Genomic DNA, 16,697 nt, shown 5'->3' on the forward strand with positions numbered 1-16,697 from the left:
TGAGTGCCTACTATCGAGTGAGGGCTGATTGCCATTCACGGATCCAGCTACGACGGTGTTTAGCCACGTCGTCGGCGCTAAATTCCAGGGCTTTGCGCGGCAGCGACAGTTGCTCAAAACCGGCAGGCAGGGTTTGCGGGATCACCGGATACATCCAGTTGCCGGTCGGAATGTGCTCCTGAAAAGCAGGGGTCAGGATGAACGCCAGAAATTGATCGGCCAACGCCGGGTTATCGGTGCTCTTGAGCTTGGCCGCCACTTCCACTTGCAGGTAATGCCCTTCGCTGAAGTTTGCTGCTTTGTATTGCGTGTCTTTTTCCGCGATCAGGTGGTACGCCGGAGACGTGGTGTAAGACAGCACCATGTCCGCTTCCCCTTTCAGGAACATGTTGTAGGCTTCTGACCAGCCTTTGGTGACGGTGACGGTTTTCTTGGCCAGTTGCTGCCACGCGTCAGCGGCGTTGTCGCCGTATACCGACTTCATCCATAACATCAGGCCTTGGCCCGGGGTCGAGGTGCGAGGATCTTGGTAAATGATGCTCAAGTCATCGCGCTTCACCAGTTCATCCAGACTCTTTGGCGGGTTGGTCAGCTTAGTGCTGTTGTACACAAAGGCAAAATAGCCAAAGTCATAAGGCACAAACGTGGTGTCTTGCCAGCCATGGGGGATGGTCACCAAGCGGGTATCCACTTTGTGCTCGGCCAGCAGGCCGGTTTTCTTAGCTTCGCTGATCAGGTTGTTATCCAATCCCAGCAGTACGTCGGCTTGGGTGTTTTTGCCTTCCAGACGGACACGGTTAAGGATCGATACCCCATCGTCCAAGGCGATGAATTGCAGATCGCAATTGCACTGGGCTTCAAACGCTTTTTCAATCGCCGGGCCCGGACCCCAGTCGGAGGCAAACGAGCTGTAGGTGTACACGGTCAGGGTGTTTTTCGCCGCATCCTCGGTAGCGAAAGCAGGCATGGCGATAGCGCCGGTGAGCGATAAGGCGGCCACAGAAAGAGAAAGGGATTTTTTCACGGTGTGCTCCTGATACGCTTGCGTCCGGCAAGCGAGATAAATAAGGGGGCACAGGGTTGAGAGTTGCCCCAGCGTGTGGGCTGGCAGCAAAAAGTACGTATGACTTGTCTCAATTCCTACGCCAGTGCTAACTGGATCAGGTTCAGTGGGTTTTGCGTTTGCAATCTCAGCCCGTTTCAGTGACAGGGCTCCCCAATGAGAACGGCCATATTGTAATGGTGGGATCGGAATGTGGCTAGTACCGGGCGAGTGAGGTCAGTCACTTATTGGGCGTCATTGAGTTGCCAGTCGTAGTCATAACTGATCTGCTGCAACGTGATAGGCGCGCCGGTGCGGTAGCGGTTGAGGTGCTGTTGCAGCTCGCGTTGGGTGCCGAAGTCCTGCCCGTACCAGTCATAAATGGAGGACAAATGGACGCGATCACCGTCTATCTTGACGCCTTTATCACTGTTGATGAAGCGTTTGGCGGCCTGCTCTAACAAGGTGTCCGTGTTCGTGGCGGTAAAGGCGCGTGGCAGCAGATCCGGACAGCCCAAGCTGGCACAGTTCACCACGTAATGAATGCGCGGCTCACGCCAAATCGGGCGCAGAATGCGGTGCTCAATGTCATTGAGAGACAATGATTGTCCGTTAATGGTGAGCAATTTTTCATTCCAAGGACCGAAACTGAAAAAGCCGCCGATCTTGGTGATAGACGAGACGGGGTAATGCGCAAGGATCAGTTGCACGGTTTGCGCATTATAGAGATTGACCCAGTAGGCGAATTGTTCACGGCGATTGAGCTGACGGGGATCGATCTTGGCCATGTCGCGCAGGTAGCGGCTCAATGTGTATTTGTCGTCATCAGTGACGGCACTGTAGCGAAAGCGGGTTTGTTGTGGGGCAACGATCAGATAACGGTCCAGCAGCAGCTGCCAGCGTTGATGATCCACTTGTTGGGTGCTATTGGTTTGATGGGCTTGCCAGTAAGGCCACAAGTCGGCTTTCGGCGCGGCCAGAGCGGTCGTGCTAGATACGGTTAAGCCAAGGCACATTACAGCGAGTAACACGCGGTTACGCAGGACGGCGAAAAGGGCGCTGAAAAGAGCAACGGAAGATCGTTGTGTTGTGAGGGATACTGGGGGCATGGCGACTCCTTGCATGCAGTCTATAGGCCGAGAAAGGGATATGCAGATCAGAGACCGGACTTCTGTGAATGATCTTTCAGGTGGATAGCGAAGGACAGATAAAAACACGCCACCGAGCAGGCTCCGTGGCGTGTTGAGGCTTATGGGGTGTCGCTGGAATAACCGGGGTTAGGCCAGAAAGTGCGGAATATTGCGTTCATACTCGGCGATCTTGTCTTCATGTTGCAGCGTCAGGCCGATGTTATCGAGCCCGTTAAGCAAACAGTGACGACGGAATTCGTCAATCTCAAACGAGTAGGTGTTCCCGTCTGCTGTGACCGTCATCGCTTCCAAATCCACCGTGATGGTCGCCCCTTCGTTGGCGTCCACATACTGGAATAAGGCATCGACTTCCTGCTCTGTCAGGCGCACCGGCACCATTTGGTTGTTGATGCTGTTGCCGTAAAAAATATCGGCAAAGCTCGGCGCAATCATCACGCGAATGCCGTAATCGGCCAGTGCCCACGGGGCGTGTTCGCGGGACGAGCCGCAACCGAAGTTCTCGCGTGCCAGCAGAATGCTCGCGCCCTGGTAGCGCGGCGCATTCATCACAAATGCCGGATTAGGCTGCTGACCGGCATCATCCAGGAAACGCCAGTCATGGAACAGGTGCTGCCCAAAACCAAGGCGAGTCACTTTTTGCAAAAACTGCTTAGGAATGATCGCATCGGTATCGACGTTGGCGGCATCCAGCGGGACGACCAGACCTGTGTGTTGTTTGAATCCTGTCATGGTTACATTCCCTCTGTTAAGCCGGCATTGGTGCAGGTTCTAGTTCACGAATATCCACGAAGTGACCGGCACAGGCGGCAGCGGCTGCCATGGCGGGGCTCACCAAGTGGGTACGGCCATCACGGCCCTGACGGCCTTCAAAGTTACGGTTGCTGGTGGAGGCACAACGTTCGTGTGGCCCCAAGCGGTCATTGTTCATGGCCAGACACATGGAGCAGCCCGGCAGACGCCATTCAAAGCCCGCTTCAATGAAGATCTTATCCAGCCCTTCTTGCTCTGCCTGCGCTTTCACCTGCTCTGATCCCGGTACCACCAAGGCCTGTACGTTGGCCGCCACTTTGCGCCCTTTGGCAATGGCCGCAGCGGCGCGCATGTCTTCGATACGTGAGTTAGTGCACGAGCCGATAAACACTTTATCGACACTGAAATCGGACAGGGTTTTACCGGCTTCCAGCCCCATGTAGGCTAGCGCTTTGGCGGCGGACGCTTGCTCAACCGGATCGCTGAAATCGCTCGGTGACGGGATCGGCTGATCAACCGCAATCACTTGCCCCGGATTGGTGCCCCAGGTGACCTGCGGTTTGATGTCTTTAGCATTCAGTGTGACCACATGATCAAACTGCGCGTCGTCATCGGTTTTCAGGGTGTTCCAGTACGCCACAGCGGCGTCAAAATCGGCGCCTTGTGGCGAGAATTTACGGCCTTTGATGTAGTCGTAAGTGGTCTGATCCGGCGCAATCAAGCCGGCCTTGGCGCCCAGTTCAATGGCCATGTTACAGACCGTCATGCGGCCTTCCATCGACAGATCGGTGATGGCTTCGCCGCAAAATTCCACCACGTAGCCGGTACCGCCGGCCGCCGTGGTTTTGCCGATGATCGCCAGCACGATGTCTTTGGCGGTAATGCCTTCGGCGACCTTGCCGTTAACTTCGATTTTCATGGTCTTGGCGCGGGCTTGCTTGAGGGTTTGGGTCGCCAGCACGTGTTCCACTTCGGAAGTGCCGATACCAAAGGCCAGTGAGCCAAACGCACCATGCGTAGCGGTATGAGAATCTCCACACACAATGGTCATGCCCGGCAGGGTGATGCCCAGCTCCGGCCCCATGACATGGACGATGCCTTGGTATTTGTGGTTCAGATCGTACAGGGTGACGCCGAACTCTTCACAGTTCTTGGCCAGGGTCTCCATCTGGATCCGCGCCATCTCGCCCGAGGCATTGATGTCTTTGGTCTGGGTTGAGACGTTGTGATCCATGGTGGCAAAGGTCTTGCTCACCTGACGCACCTGACGGCCTTTTTCACGCAGGCCATCAAACGCCTGCGGTGAGGTCACTTCATGCACCAAGTGACGATCGATGTACAGGATCGGGTTTTCCCCTTCGGCGGCCACCGCCACGTGGGCATCGTAGACTTTTTCGTATAGCGTCTTGGGCGCTTTATTGTTCGACATTGCTCATTTGCTCCTTGTGACGGATTAGGCTTGGCGGATGTACTGGGCGATCTTGTCACCCATTTCGCTGGTGGTCAGGGCCGGGCGGCCACCGGCCAAATCCGCCGTCAGTTCACCGGCTTCCAGTGCTTGCGAGACCGCTTGCTCAATGGCACGCGCGGCCGCTTCTTCACCCAGGCTATAACGCAGCATTAGCGCGGCAGACAGAATTTGTGCCACCGGGTTAGCAATGTTTTTGCCCGCGATGTCCGGCGCAGAGCCACCCGCCGGCTCGTACATGCCAAACTTGTCTTGGTTCAGGCTGGCTGATGGCAGCATGCCCATGGAGCCGGTGATCATCGCGCACTCATCCGAGATGATGTCACCGAAAATGTTGGAGCACAGCATGACGTCGAACTGCGACGGATCTTTGATCAGCTGCATAGTCGCGTTGTCGATGTACATGTGGTTCAGGGTGACCTCTGGGTAGTCTTTCGCGACCTCTTCAACTACTTCGCGCCACAGAATCGAGCTTTGCAGTACGTTGGCTTTATCGATGGAGTAGACGTTTTTCTTGCGCAGCATGGCCGATTCAAACGCGATACGGGCGATACGTTCGATTTCATAGCGGTGGTATACCTCGGTATCAAACGCTTTTTCTTGCGGGCCTTCCCCTTCACGGCCTTTTGGCTGGCCGAAGTAAATGCCACCGGTCAGCTCACGCACCACTACGATGTCAAAGCCGCGCTCAGAGATATCTGCACGCAGAGGCGAGAAGGCTTCCAGACCGCTGTGGATTTGCGCCGGGCGCAGGTTACAGAACAGCTGGAAGTGCTTACGTAGCGGCAGCAGCGCACCACGCTCTGGCTGATCGTTCGGTGGCAGGTGTTCCCATTTCGGGCCGCCGACGGAACCAAACAGAATCGCATCCGCCGCTTCACAGCCTTTCAGTGTCGCCTCTGGTAACGGGCAACCATGGTTGTCGATCGCAATGCCGCCGACATCAAACTCGTGACACGCCAGCGTAAAGCCAAACTTTTCCTGTACGGCGTCGAGCACCTTGTGGGCTTGCTGCATCACTTCGGGACCAATACCGTCACCCGGTAGAACGGCGATGTTATATGTACCTGCCATGGTTATACTGTCTCCATTTGGGATTTCTGTTTAATTTCTGCAATTTGATCGGCGCGATGAATGCTGTTGATCACGTGAAGCAAAGCTTGGCCGGACGCTTCAACAATGTCCGTCGCCAGACCGGTACCGTGGTACTTGCGGCCTTTGTAGTTGGCGATGATGTCAGCCTGACCCAGACCGTCTTCCCCTTCACCTTTGGCGGTGAGATCGAACTTATCCAGTACGATGTCGTAACCGGTCAGGCGGTAGATACACTGATACAGCGCATCGACCGGACCGTTACCGACGGCCGCTTCACATTTCTCTTCATCACCACACTGTAGTTTGATGGTGGTGGTGGCCATGACGCTGCCTGACTGCACACTGAGGTAGTTCATCTTGTAGTGATCGTCTTCCTCGCGCAGGTTGGCAAAGTGCATCAGCGCTTCAAGGTCGTAATCAAACACCTGGCCTTTGCGATCCGCCAGTTTCAGGAAGTCGCTGTACAAGGTGTCCAGATCGTATTCTTTATCGGTGTAACCCAGTGCGTCCATGTGGCTTTTCACCGCCGCGCGGCCCGAACGGGACGTCAGGTTCAGTACCTGATTTTTCAGGCCGATAGACTCAGGGGTCATGATTTCGTAGGTGTTTTTGTTTTTCAGCATGCCGTCCTGGTGAATGCCGGACGAGTGGCTGAAGGCATTGGCGCCGACAATCGCTTTGTTGGATTGCACCGGCATGTTACACAGCTGGCTGACCATCTTGCTGGTGCGGTAGATTTCGTCATGCTTGATGTTGGTGTGCACGCCCAAAAACTCCGCGCGGGTTTTGATGATCATGGCGATCTCTTCCAGTGCGCAGTTACCGGCGCGCTCACCGATGCCATTGATCGTCCCTTCGACCTGACGGGCGCCCGCCTGTACAGCGGCCATGGAGTTGGCCACCGACATGCCCAAATCATCGTGGCAATGGACGGAAATGATGGCCTGATCGATATTGGGTACGCGGTTAAACAGCTGAGCAATAATGCCGCCAAATTCATTGGGCAGGGTGTAGCCGACGGTGTCGGGAATATTGATGGTACGGGCACCGGCTTTGATGGCCGCTTCAACCATGCGACACAGGTTATCGATCGGGGTACGGCCGGCATCTTCACAGGAAAATTCCACATCATCGGTGTAGTTACGGGCCCGTTTAACCGCCGCGATCCCCATCTCGATCACGTCATTATAGCTGCGGCGCAGCTTGTCCTGTACGTGTACGGTAGAGGTAGAAATGAAAGTATGGATACGAAAGGCGTCAGCCACTTTCAGGGACTCTGCCGCCACGTCGATGTCTTTGGCGACCGCACGGGACAGGGCACAGACGCGGCTGTCTTTGATGTGCTTGGCAATGGTCTGTACGGACTCAAAATCCCCCGGTGAGGACACCGGAAAACCCGCTTCAATCACGTCAACCCCAAGGCGCTCGAGGGCGTAGGCAATCTGCAGTTTTTCTTTTACCGTCAAGCTGGCTGACAGTGCCTGCTCCCCATCGCGTAGTGTGGTATCGAAAATAATGACCTGATCTTTCATTGCGACATCCTTTCTTTAGCCTGCCTGTTTGGCGTTGTCCGCATCCTTTGCGCCGGCTTTGCAATATGAAAAAACCCGCGCAGTTGGCGCGGGTTTTTTGAAATCTTAGTGGTGTTCCTCACCCATAAGCTACCCGCGCGATTACGTCACGATAAGGAGGAGGCTTAGGAGAAGAGAGAAACGTGTTTTCATCATTGTATGGTTCCGTTGACGATTGTTGATGGAATCTGTTGATCGAAAAACCCACTGGTTGGTTAACAAATGAATACCAAATCGCGCGCTATATCGTCAACTGTTAATTGCATGTTTATTTTCCTTTCTCGGTTATTCTTTTGAATGTTAATAATATTAATGACTGGTCATGCCAGTGTTGTTTGGCGCGGTGTGCGGGGAAATGGCCGGTTTTCCGTGAACAGGCGCGATACAGGGTGAGCCACGTAAAATTAATCACTTGATTGAAAAGCACGGAATTAATCCGGTTTTTTACGGTTATCGTATAGTTAAAATTAAACAAATGATTAATTAATACGACATGCATAATCGCACACCAGTTAACCGGTGTGCCTCAGGAGTACACATGGCAGGAAAAGCAGGGCGTCCAACCGGGGCGTCAGATGCACGAGAACGCCTGATTGAGGAAGCGCGTCGTTTGTTTGTCAGCCTGCCTTACAGCAAGGTGTCGACACGCATGATTGCGGCACGGGCGGACGTGAATGTCGCGTTGATCCGCTATTACTTCGGCCATAAAGCCGGGTTGTACGAGACCATGCTGCGGGAAACCATGGCCCCCGTTCAGCAGCAGTTACAGACCATGATGACCCAGGGGGATTTTGCCTCGATCGTCGATCTGTTGCGGACCTATTACCGGATCATGGCGCCCAATCCGGACATGCCCAAACTGGTGGCGCGGGCGATGATGATGGAGCCGACCGATCTACAGCGTCAGACCATGGAGCGCATTTTCAGCGAAACGGCTCGTCCCGCCATTGAGCGCATTTTTATTCAGCTGCAAGCGCAGGGGCAACTGCATCCTGACATCTGTCCGGATAAGGCGCGCATGAGCTTCATTAGCCTGATGATTTTTCCGTTTCTGATCCCGCCCTCGATGCTGCAATTGCAGGGAATTGAGATGGATGAAACGTACTTAGCCGAATTAGCCGAGCATAATGTCAAACTGCTGACTCATGGCTTGTTGAAACCCAAGGAAGAGGGATAACCATGTTAACACCACGAAAACGCTTATTAGTACCGGCCGCCCTGCTGGGTGTGCTGATCCTTGTGCTGGCCGTGGTGTTACGTCCCACACCGGCCAATAAACCTTCGGTGTCACGCAGCCGGGCTGTCGATGTGATTGCCTTGCAGCAACAACCGCTGGCGCCGCAGGCCATCGGCTTTGGCCGGGTGGCCCCGAAAGTGGAATGGCAGGCCATTGCCGAAGTGACGGGTAAAGTGGTGTACCGCCATCCGGATCTGGAAAAAGGCCGGGTGATGGATGCCGGCACGGTATTGCTGAAAATCGATCCGCTGGATTACGAGTTGCGTCTAGCGCAGGCGCAGGCAGATGTCAGTGCCACTCGCGCCCAGCTCGCCAAACTGGTGCAGGAAGAGAAAAACCTGCGTACGACCTTACGGATTGAAAAGAACCGTTTGGCGATCAGTCAAAAAGAGCTGGCCCGTAAGCAAGAGCTTAAGCGTAAAGGGCTGACCTCTCAGTCGGCGGTGGATTTGGAGCAGCAGGCGATGCTGGCGAATCAGAAAGCCCTGCAGGACATTGAAAACCAGTTGATTGTGTTGCCGAACGAGAAAAAGGTGACGCAGGCACAGCTGGAAGTGAACCTTTCCCGTGTGGATGAAGCGCAGCGGGCGTTGGCCAAAACCGTGATCACCTTGCCGGTGGATGCGCGCATTTCCAGTGTGCACATTGAGCAGGATCAGGTGGTTAATAGTCAGCAGACCATGGTGCTGGCGCACGGTATTGAAGCGGTGGAAATCGATGCACAGATCGCCTTGCATGACATGCAGGTGCTGGCCTCCAGCCTGACCCAGTACACGGCGCACAGTGATGGGCGCCCGCGTGCGGATCAGCTTGATTTTACCGCCTCAATTGCCTTATCGAGCGGTGATTTTACCCAGCGCTGGCCGGCAAAAGTGGCACGGATCAGCGATACCGTCAGTGCCAATCAGGCCACCGTCGGGGTGATATTGGAAGTGCAGCAGGACTACAGCCAGTTGTCACCGGAATCGGCGCCGCCACTGGTCAACGGCATGTTTGTAGAAGCAGAGCTCACCGGTCAGCGCAATAACCATTGGGTGATCCCCGAGCGGGCGCTGCATGGCAACCAGGTGTATGTGAATACCGCAGACAACACATTATCCATTGTACCGGTCACGGTGTTGTTTCGCCGGGATGGGCAGGTGGCGATCAGCGGTGAACTGCAAGACGGGCAATGGGTGGTGGTGAACGATCTGTTGCCGGCGGTGGCGGGGATGGCCTTACAAGTGGTGACCCGCAACGGTGAACCGGAACGGCCACAAGCGAAGGCTCCATCTCAAGTCCCTCAAGCTCCTCCCACGCCCCAAGCTCCCCAAACGCCTAGTGAGACGCAGGAGTCGCAGCCATGATCCGGTATTTCTCACGCCATCCGACGGCTGCCAATCTGCTGATGCTGACCCTGTTGCTGGTGGGGTTGGTGTCCCTGCCGAAAATCAAACGGGAAACCTTTCCTGAATTTGCCCCGCCTTACATCATTGCCTCGGTGGTCTACCCGGGCGCCTCGCCGCAGGAGGTGGAAGAAAGCCTCTGTATGCGGATGGAAGATGCGGTCGACGGGCTGGCCAATATTGTCGAAACCCGCTGTGAGGCGGTAGAAGGCTCGGCCTCACTGATCCTCAAGCTCACCAACAGCGAGGTGGTCGCGCGCATGCTGGTGGATGTGCAGACCCAAATCAACGCCATCAATGACTTCCCGAGTGAAATTGAATCCCCCGTGGTGCGGGAGCTGGACTGGAACGAGCCGGTGGTGGATGTGGCGATCAAAGCCGATACCAGTTTGCCGCACCTCAAAGCTTACGCCGAGCAACTCAAGCGCACGCTCAAATTGGATTACGGCGTCTCACTGGTGGCGGTCAGCGGTTTTTCCGATCACCAGTTGCGGGTTGAGCTCGATGAAATCGCCCTACGTCAGCTCGGGCTGAGTGTGAATGACATCGCCAACAAGATCAGCCGCCAGAACATCAAATTGCCCAGCGGCAGCATTGAAACACAAGATCGCAACCTGCTGCTCCGCTTTGATGAGCAGAAAATCACGCCAGAGACCCTCGCCCATACCGTGATTGGCGCCGACAGTGCCGGGGCGGTGATCCGCTTGGGAGACGTGGCGACCATTACCGATCGCTTTGCGCTGGACGAGCAAAAGGTGCTGTTTGACGGCACGCCATCGGCTATGCTCAAAATCAGCAAAAACAAAGCCGATGATGCATTGCGGATCAAAGAGCGGGTGGCGGCCTTTGTGGCGGCGGAAAATGCCCGCGCGCCCACAGGGGTGACGTTAACCCTGACCAACGATCTCTCTTCGTTGTTGTGGGATCGCCTGACCATGATGGTCAAAAATGGCTGGCAGGGCGTGGTGTTGGTGTTTGCGGTGATGTGGCTGTTTTTCTCGCTGCGCTACTCGTTTTGGATCGCCGCCGGCTTACCGGTTGCGTTTCTGGGCAGCCTGTATTTGATGTCGGCGTTCTCGTTGTCCATCAACATTATGACCCTCGTCGGGTTACTGATGGCGATCGGGATCATGATGGATGATGCCATCGTGATTTCCGAGTCCATTGCCTCGCATTTGGATCGCGGCCAGAAGGTACAGGATGCGGTCTATAACGGGGTGAAGAAAGTCATGCCCGGCGTGGTGTCGTCGTACCTCACTACCATCTGTATTTTCGGCAGCCTGATCTTTTTGCAAGGGGAGATGGGGGCGGTGCTGCGCGTGGTGCCGCAGGTACTGATTCTGGTACTGACCCTGAGTCTGGTGGAAGCCTTTCTGATCTTACCCAATCACTTAGCGCATTCGCTGAAAAAAGAGCAAAAGAGCACGCCGCCGCCCCGTTGGAAACAACGTTTTCTTACCCGTTTTGAACATTTTCGTAATGTGCATTTGGTGCAGGCGGTGACGTGGGTGGTGACCTGGCGTTATGCCTTTGTCGGCGGAGTCATCGGGTTGCTGTTTGCGTCGGTGGCATTGCTGGCCGGTGGCGGGCTGAAGTTTGTCGGGTTTCCCGAGCTGGATGGGGATATTGCCGAAGCGCGGATCATCTTGCCGCCGGGGGCGACACTGGCTCAAACCGAAGCCGTGGTCAGTGTGGTGGTGGCAGCGGCTGAGCACTTGAGTGTCAGTTGGGGCGATCGTAATGAAGATGGCGTGCCCTTGGTGAAAAACATCACCGAGCAATTTAATTTCAATGCGGACGCGGATGAGAGCGGCCCCCATGTGGCGACGGTACGGCTGGATTTGCTCAGTGCAGAAACCCGCTCCAGCCTGATTGACGATTTCATTGAGGCGTGGCGCGAAGAAGTGGGCGTACTGGCCGAGCCGGTGGCCTTGGTGTTCAAGCAGCCAATGATGGGGCCCGGCGGGCGGGAAATTGAAGTGCGGATGCAGCATGACGATGTGCACATGCTCAAGGCGGCGTCTATCGACACCCAGGCGTTCTTCAATCAGTTTGCCGGTGTGTCAGGTGTGCTTGATGACATGCGCATGGGCAAGCCGGAAGTGTTGATCCGCTTGCGACCAGGGGCGGAGGCTTTCGGTATTGACGGGCAGATGATCGCCTCGCAATTGCGTGCGGCCTACTTCGGCCAGACGGCGGATGAAATCCAGATCGGGCCGGAGAATATCGACATTGAAGTGATGTTCAATAAAGCCCGGGCAGCAGATCTGCAAACACTGGCCAGTTTTCCGATCATTTTGGCCGATGGCAGCCAGATCCCGTTAGCTTCAGTGGCGGTGCTGGAGCGTCAGCGGAATTTCGTCCGAATCCAGCGTATTGATGGGTTACGGACCTTGAGCGTGTACGGGGATCTGCAGGAAAGCGTGGTGAGCGCCAATGAAGTGCTGCGCCAGTTCCGTACCGATTTGATGCCGCAGTTGAAGCAGCAGTATCCGGGCCTGCGGTTTGATTTTGAAGGGGCGGCAAAAGACACCGCAGAAACCGGCCAGTCCATGTTGACCGGCTTTCTGCTCGGGATCTTCGGGGTGTTCGTGATCCTCAGTTTCCAGTTCCGCAGTTATTTAGAGCCGTTTGTGGTGCTGCTGGCGATCCCTCTGGCCCTGATCGGGGTGTTCTGGGGGCACTGGTTACTCGGCCATCCGCTCAGTATGCCCAGCATGATGGGCTTTGTGTCGCTGGCCGGGGTGGTGGTGAACGATTCCATTTTGCTGGTGCAGTACATTCGCCATCATTTGGATGACGGCGAGGATATTCAGCAAGCGGTGGTGATGGCGAGCCGGGAGCGTTTCCGGGCGGTCTTTCTGACCTCGCTGACCACGGCAGCCGGTTTGCTGCCGTTGATGCTGGAAACCAGCTTGCAGGCACAGGTGATCAAGCCGCTGGTGATTTCCATTGTGTTCGGGATATTCACCTCCACGTTGCTGGTGCTGTTTATGATCCCGGCCGCCTACGTCATTCTGGCGGATTTCAAGCTGGTCCATCGGCATGAAAAACTGCTGTCTGCCTAGCCCAAGCTGGCCGAGCGACGCGATGCAAAGGACTAGGCGACAAAAAGGACGTGACGTGTGATACAGGGAGGGCGATTGTCATTGTCCCTCCCTGAAAGCGTCACGGTCTTGTCATTATCCTTCCCTACGCTTACAGCATGACTTCCGGTGAGGGAATGAGGATGACGTTACTGACACCTATCCAGCGATGGGATTATGCGTTTTCTGAGCGCTGTTTGTGCCACCGTTTCAATGGACAAGTTGCCCAAATCAGTCGGGCGGTCTCCCATACTGGCGACGGGCATTTGTATGTCTTGTTTGCCCTGCTGATTGTCTGGCTCGATCCGGTTCAAGGTACCGATGTGCTCACCACCGGACTGTGGGCCTTCGCCCTGGAGCTGCCCATTTACCTGCTCCTTAAAAACAGCGTGAAACGCGCCCGTCCTTCCACCTTGCCCTGCTTTATCCAACCGTCTGATCAATACAGTCTGCCATCCGGACATACCGCCGCTGCTTTTGTCATGGCATCGCTGTTGACGAGCTTTTATCCCGACACGGCGTGGTTTATCTGGCCATGGGCGGTGGCGATTGGCTTGTCGCGGGTGCTGCTCGGTGTGCATTACATCACTGACATTGTCGCAGGCGTCGCATTGGGCTGGGCGTGTTTCGCCGTCGTGAGTGGATAAGGAGCCGGTATGAAGATCCTTTATGGCGTACAAGGAACCGGTAACGGGCATATCTCACGGGCGCGGGAAATGGCGCGGGCCTTTGCTTCGCTCGGCATGACGGTGGATTTTCTGTTCTCCGGCCGTGAGCCCAGTCAGTACTTTGATATGGACTGCTTTGGTGATTACCGCACCGGAGAAGGGCTGACCTTTATCACGGAGCAAGGGCAACTCAACCAGTGGAAGACGCTGCGTCATAATCGCCCGATGCACTTTGTACACGATGTCAGCCAGCTGGATGTGTCCGGTTATGATGTGGTGTTGAATGATTTTGAGCCGATCAGTGCGTGGGCGGCGCAGCGACATAAGGTGCCAAGTGTGGGCCTCAGCCATCAAAATGCCTTTCTGTATGATGTGCCGACGGTAGGGCAGTCCTGGCTGGACGCGATGATCACCCGTCATTTTGCGCCGACCCAGCATGCCATTGGCCTGCATTGGTTTCACTTCAATAAAACCATTTTGCCGCCTATCGTCCCTGCGCTGTCTGAGCCGGTCAGCAATGATCGCAGCATCTTGGTGTATCTGCCGTTTGAAGATCTGGCGGCAGTGGTGATTTGGCTGCGCCGTTTTTCCTCTGTCACGTTTGTCTGTTATCACCCGCAGGTGCAGGCGGATCGGGAAGAAGGCAATGTGCGCTTACGCCGGTTAGATCGGGCGGGCTTTCATCATGCCATGCACCGCTGTGGCGGGGTGATCGCCAACGGTGGCTTTGAGTTGCCGTCGGAAGCCATTCGATTGGGGAAGAAGCTGTTATTGAAGCCCTTGCAAGGCCAGTATGAGCAGCAAAGCAATGTGATGACGCTGGAGATGATGGGCCTGGCGCAGGCGATGCATTATTTGGATGCGTCTGCCCTGCACCGTTGGCTGGCCAGTGATGCCGCCGGGCAGGTGGTGCTCCCGGATGTGGCGATGGGACTGGCCAAATGGGTACAGCAAGGGGAGTGGAAAAACCATAACGCCTTGTGGCTGGCATTGTGGCAGCAGGTGGAGTTTCCCGATGTGACCCAAGACGCACTGACCGATTTTGTGCAGGGCGGCACCCCTTCCCGTCAGTCTGCGATTACGACCCTGTAAGCGGCCTTTTACAGCGCGCGTTATACTGTATAGGTATGGCGTGAAGTGGAAAATAAGGCGTTTCGCTGTGTGACGGCGCAGAATGTCGTATTTGCTTACATTTACCCCCGCCATGCCTTGTCTGTCGCCGCTCGGTGCGGTGTCTGGTTTCCAATTCTGGTCTTACCAGCATAATGACAAATTTGTGAGAATACAGAGTTGCCTTTTTTTCCATCAAAGGTAGACTCCCTGCGGAATAGGCTTACAGGTGTAAGCCAGATTGGCAGAGTAGTTATGGCTAAACGTGAATTTCATATCGTCAACCGTATCCGTTCGCAAATTGAACGTCTCGGTGGACAGGTAGCATTGCGTCATCAGGTTGAAGGTAAGTGGCAAGATATCAGCTGGACCGAGTTTGGTCAGCAGATCCACCAACTGGCCGTGGCAATGCTTGGGCATGGCCTGAATATTCAGGACAAAGTGGGGATCTTCTCCAACAACATGGCACGCTGGACCGTGGCGGATTTTGCGACGCTCTACAACCGTGCTGTAACCGTGCCAATTTACCCAACGAATACCCCACAACAAGCCGCGTACATTATCAATGACGCCGGTATTCGTATCTTATTTGTGGGCGAGCAAGCGCAGCTAGATGCCGCGATTGCCATTGCTCCTGAGTGTCCGCAGCTGCAACACATCGTTGTGATGAGCGAGAACGTGACACTGACTGAACACCCATTGGTGATCAGCTTTAATGACTTTGCGGCACTGAGCAGTGCGCAAGCCGAAGCCGAATTGGCAGCGCGTCTGGCAGATTTCGCCATGGACGATCTGCTGACCCTGATCTATACCTCAGGTACCACCGGCACACCAAAAGGCGTGATGCTGGATTACGCGAACATTGCCTCGCAGTTGGAAGCGCACGATCAGACGCTGGCACTGGAAGAAGGTGATGTGTCGCTGTGTTTCTTGCCCTTGTCACACGTGTTTGAGCGCGCCTGGACTTTCTACGTGCTGCACCGTGGTGGTATCAACTGTTACCTGTCAGACACCAACTTGCTCAAAGAAGCCTTGGTGGAAGTGAAGCCAAACGTGATGGCAGCGGTGCCACGCGTGTACGAGAAGCTGTATTCAGCGGTACACGATAAAGTGTCGCGCGCACCGGTACACCGTAAGATGATCTTCACCTGGGCGGTGAACATGGGTGCCCGCATGGCACTGGCGCGTCAGGAATGCCGTGAGCCGTCGTTCATGCTGAAGAAGAGCTACGCACTGGCAGACAAATTGGTGCTGTCTAAACTGCGTGCACTGTTGGGTGGCCGTATCAAGTTCATGCCATGTGGTGGCGCGAAACTGGACGCGACCATTGGCCGTTTCTTCCATGCTATCGGCGTTAACGTGAAGCTGGGTTACGGCATGACTGAAACCACCGCGACCGTGTCGTGCTGGGATGACAAGTGTTTCAATCCGGACTCTATTGGCATGACCATGCCGGGGGCGGAAGTGAAGATCGGTGAAGACAACGAGATCTTGGTGCGTGGTCCGATGGTGATGCGTGGTTACTACAACATGCCAGAGGAAACTGCCAATAACTTCACCGCTGATGGCTTCCTGAAAACCGGTGATGCCGGCTATATCGATGAAAATGGCAACCTGTTCATTACCGATCGTATCAAAGAGCTGATGAAGACCTCGGGCGGTAAATACATCGCACCACAGGTGATCGAAGGCGCGATTGGTAAAGATCACTTCATCGAGCAAATCGCCGTGATCGCGGATACCCGTAAGTTTGTATCGGCGTTGATCGTACCGTGTTTCGACACACTGGAAGAGCATGCCCGTGAGCTGAACATCAAGTACCACGACCGTCTGGAGCTGATCAAACACAGCCAGATTGTGGAGCTGATTGAAAAGCGCGTCGTGGAACTGCAAAAAGATTTGGCGCGTTTTGAGCAAGTGAAGAAATTCACCCTGCTGCCAAGCGCGTTCTCGATGGACAAGGGCGAACTGACCCCGACGCAGAAACTGCGCCGTAAAGTGATCCAGGATCGCTACCATCAGGAAATCGAACGTATGTACGAAGAGAGCCACAAGAAAGCCCACTAAGCGGCTTTGTGCTTCGGCGTTACACAGAAAAGAGAGTGCTTCGGTACTAATGCCGTTCACTTAAGGT

At 55.1% G+C, this 16,697-nt stretch carries 12 protein-coding genes and 1 riboswitch; of the genes, 6 read left to right on the top strand and 6 right to left on the bottom strand.

Annotated elements, in window-relative coordinates; translation table 11 throughout:
- Positions 1-10: 10 nt before the first annotated feature.
- From thiB to leuA, 6 genes are all read right to left on the bottom strand, one after another.
- Positions 11-1,024 (bottom strand): thiamine ABC transporter substrate binding subunit, encoded by a 1,014-nt coding sequence (gene thiB, locus ABT58_RS20955; RefSeq protein WP_047876397.1) that lies wholly within the window; start codon positions 1,022-1,024, stop codon positions 11-13.
- Positions 1,025-1,120: 96 nt separating this feature from the next.
- Positions 1,121-1,229: riboswitch (TPP riboswitch) on the bottom strand.
- 58 nt (positions 1,230-1,287) lie between these two features.
- Positions 1,288-2,058 carry a DUF547 domain-containing protein gene (locus ABT58_RS20960; RefSeq protein ID WP_047876411.1) on the bottom strand — a complete coding sequence of 257 codons (771 nt, stop codon included), beginning with the start codon at positions 2,056-2,058 and terminating at the stop codon, positions 1,288-1,290.
- 261 nt (positions 2,059-2,319) lie between these two features.
- A complete protein-coding gene (gene leuD, locus ABT58_RS20965; protein WP_047876398.1) occupies positions 2,320-2,922 on the bottom strand; it encodes a 3-isopropylmalate dehydratase small subunit in 603 nt (200 codons plus the stop codon).
- 16 nt (positions 2,923-2,938) lie between these two features.
- Positions 2,939-4,372, bottom strand: a complete 1,434-nt coding sequence (gene leuC, locus ABT58_RS20970) for a 3-isopropylmalate dehydratase large subunit (protein WP_047876399.1) — start codon at positions 4,370-4,372, stop codon at positions 2,939-2,941.
- Between the two features lie 24 nt (positions 4,373-4,396).
- Positions 4,397-5,485, bottom strand: a complete 1,089-nt coding sequence (gene leuB, locus ABT58_RS20975; protein WP_047876400.1) for a 3-isopropylmalate dehydrogenase — start codon at positions 5,483-5,485, stop codon at positions 4,397-4,399.
- A 2-nt stretch (positions 5,486-5,487) separates the two neighbouring features.
- Entirely contained in the window at positions 5,488-7,038 is a 1,551-nt protein-coding gene (gene leuA, locus ABT58_RS20980) for a 2-isopropylmalate synthase (RefSeq protein WP_047876401.1), read from the bottom strand.
- 577 nt (positions 7,039-7,615) lie between these two features.
- On the opposite strand from leuA, the gene ABT58_RS20985 reads away from it, so the two are divergent.
- The 6 genes from ABT58_RS20985 to ABT58_RS21010 all read left to right on the top strand — a co-directional run bounded on the left by ABT58_RS20985 (position 7,616) and on the right by ABT58_RS21010 (position 16,630).
- The gene (locus ABT58_RS20985; RefSeq protein ID WP_047876402.1) at positions 7,616-8,254 is read left to right on the top strand and encodes a TetR/AcrR family transcriptional regulator; all 639 of its coding nucleotides are present in this window, start codon (positions 7,616-7,618) and stop codon (positions 8,252-8,254) included.
- A gap of 2 nt (positions 8,255-8,256) precedes the next feature.
- Positions 8,257-9,660, top strand: coding sequence for an efflux RND transporter periplasmic adaptor subunit (locus tag ABT58_RS20990; RefSeq protein ID WP_229821796.1), 1,404 nt, complete (start codon positions 8,257-8,259; stop codon positions 9,658-9,660).
- Entirely contained in the window at positions 9,657-12,767 is a 3,111-nt protein-coding gene (locus tag ABT58_RS20995) for an efflux RND transporter permease subunit (protein ID WP_047876403.1), read from the top strand. Before ABT58_RS20990 ends, ABT58_RS20995 begins: the two co-directional genes overlap by 4 nt.
- 161 nt (positions 12,768-12,928) lie before the next feature.
- Positions 12,929-13,432 carry a phosphatase PAP2 family protein gene (locus ABT58_RS21000; RefSeq protein WP_189595487.1) on the top strand — a complete coding sequence of 168 codons (504 nt, stop codon included), beginning with the start codon at positions 12,929-12,931 and terminating at the stop codon, positions 13,430-13,432.
- A gap of 9 nt (positions 13,433-13,441) precedes the next feature.
- Positions 13,442-14,545 (top strand): MJ1255/VC2487 family glycosyltransferase, encoded by a 1,104-nt coding sequence (locus ABT58_RS21005; RefSeq protein ID WP_047876405.1) that lies wholly within the window; start codon positions 13,442-13,444, stop codon positions 14,543-14,545.
- A 273-nt stretch (positions 14,546-14,818) separates the two neighbouring features.
- On the top strand, positions 14,819-16,630 hold the full coding sequence (locus ABT58_RS21010; RefSeq protein ID WP_047876406.1) for an AMP-dependent synthetase/ligase: 1,812 nt from the start codon (positions 14,819-14,821) through the stop codon (positions 16,628-16,630).
- Positions 16,631-16,697: the final 67 nt, after the last annotated feature.

This window comes from Photobacterium aphoticum, assembly GCF_001029435.1.
Classification (GTDB): domain Bacteria; phylum Pseudomonadota; class Gammaproteobacteria; order Enterobacterales; family Vibrionaceae; genus Photobacterium; species Photobacterium aphoticum.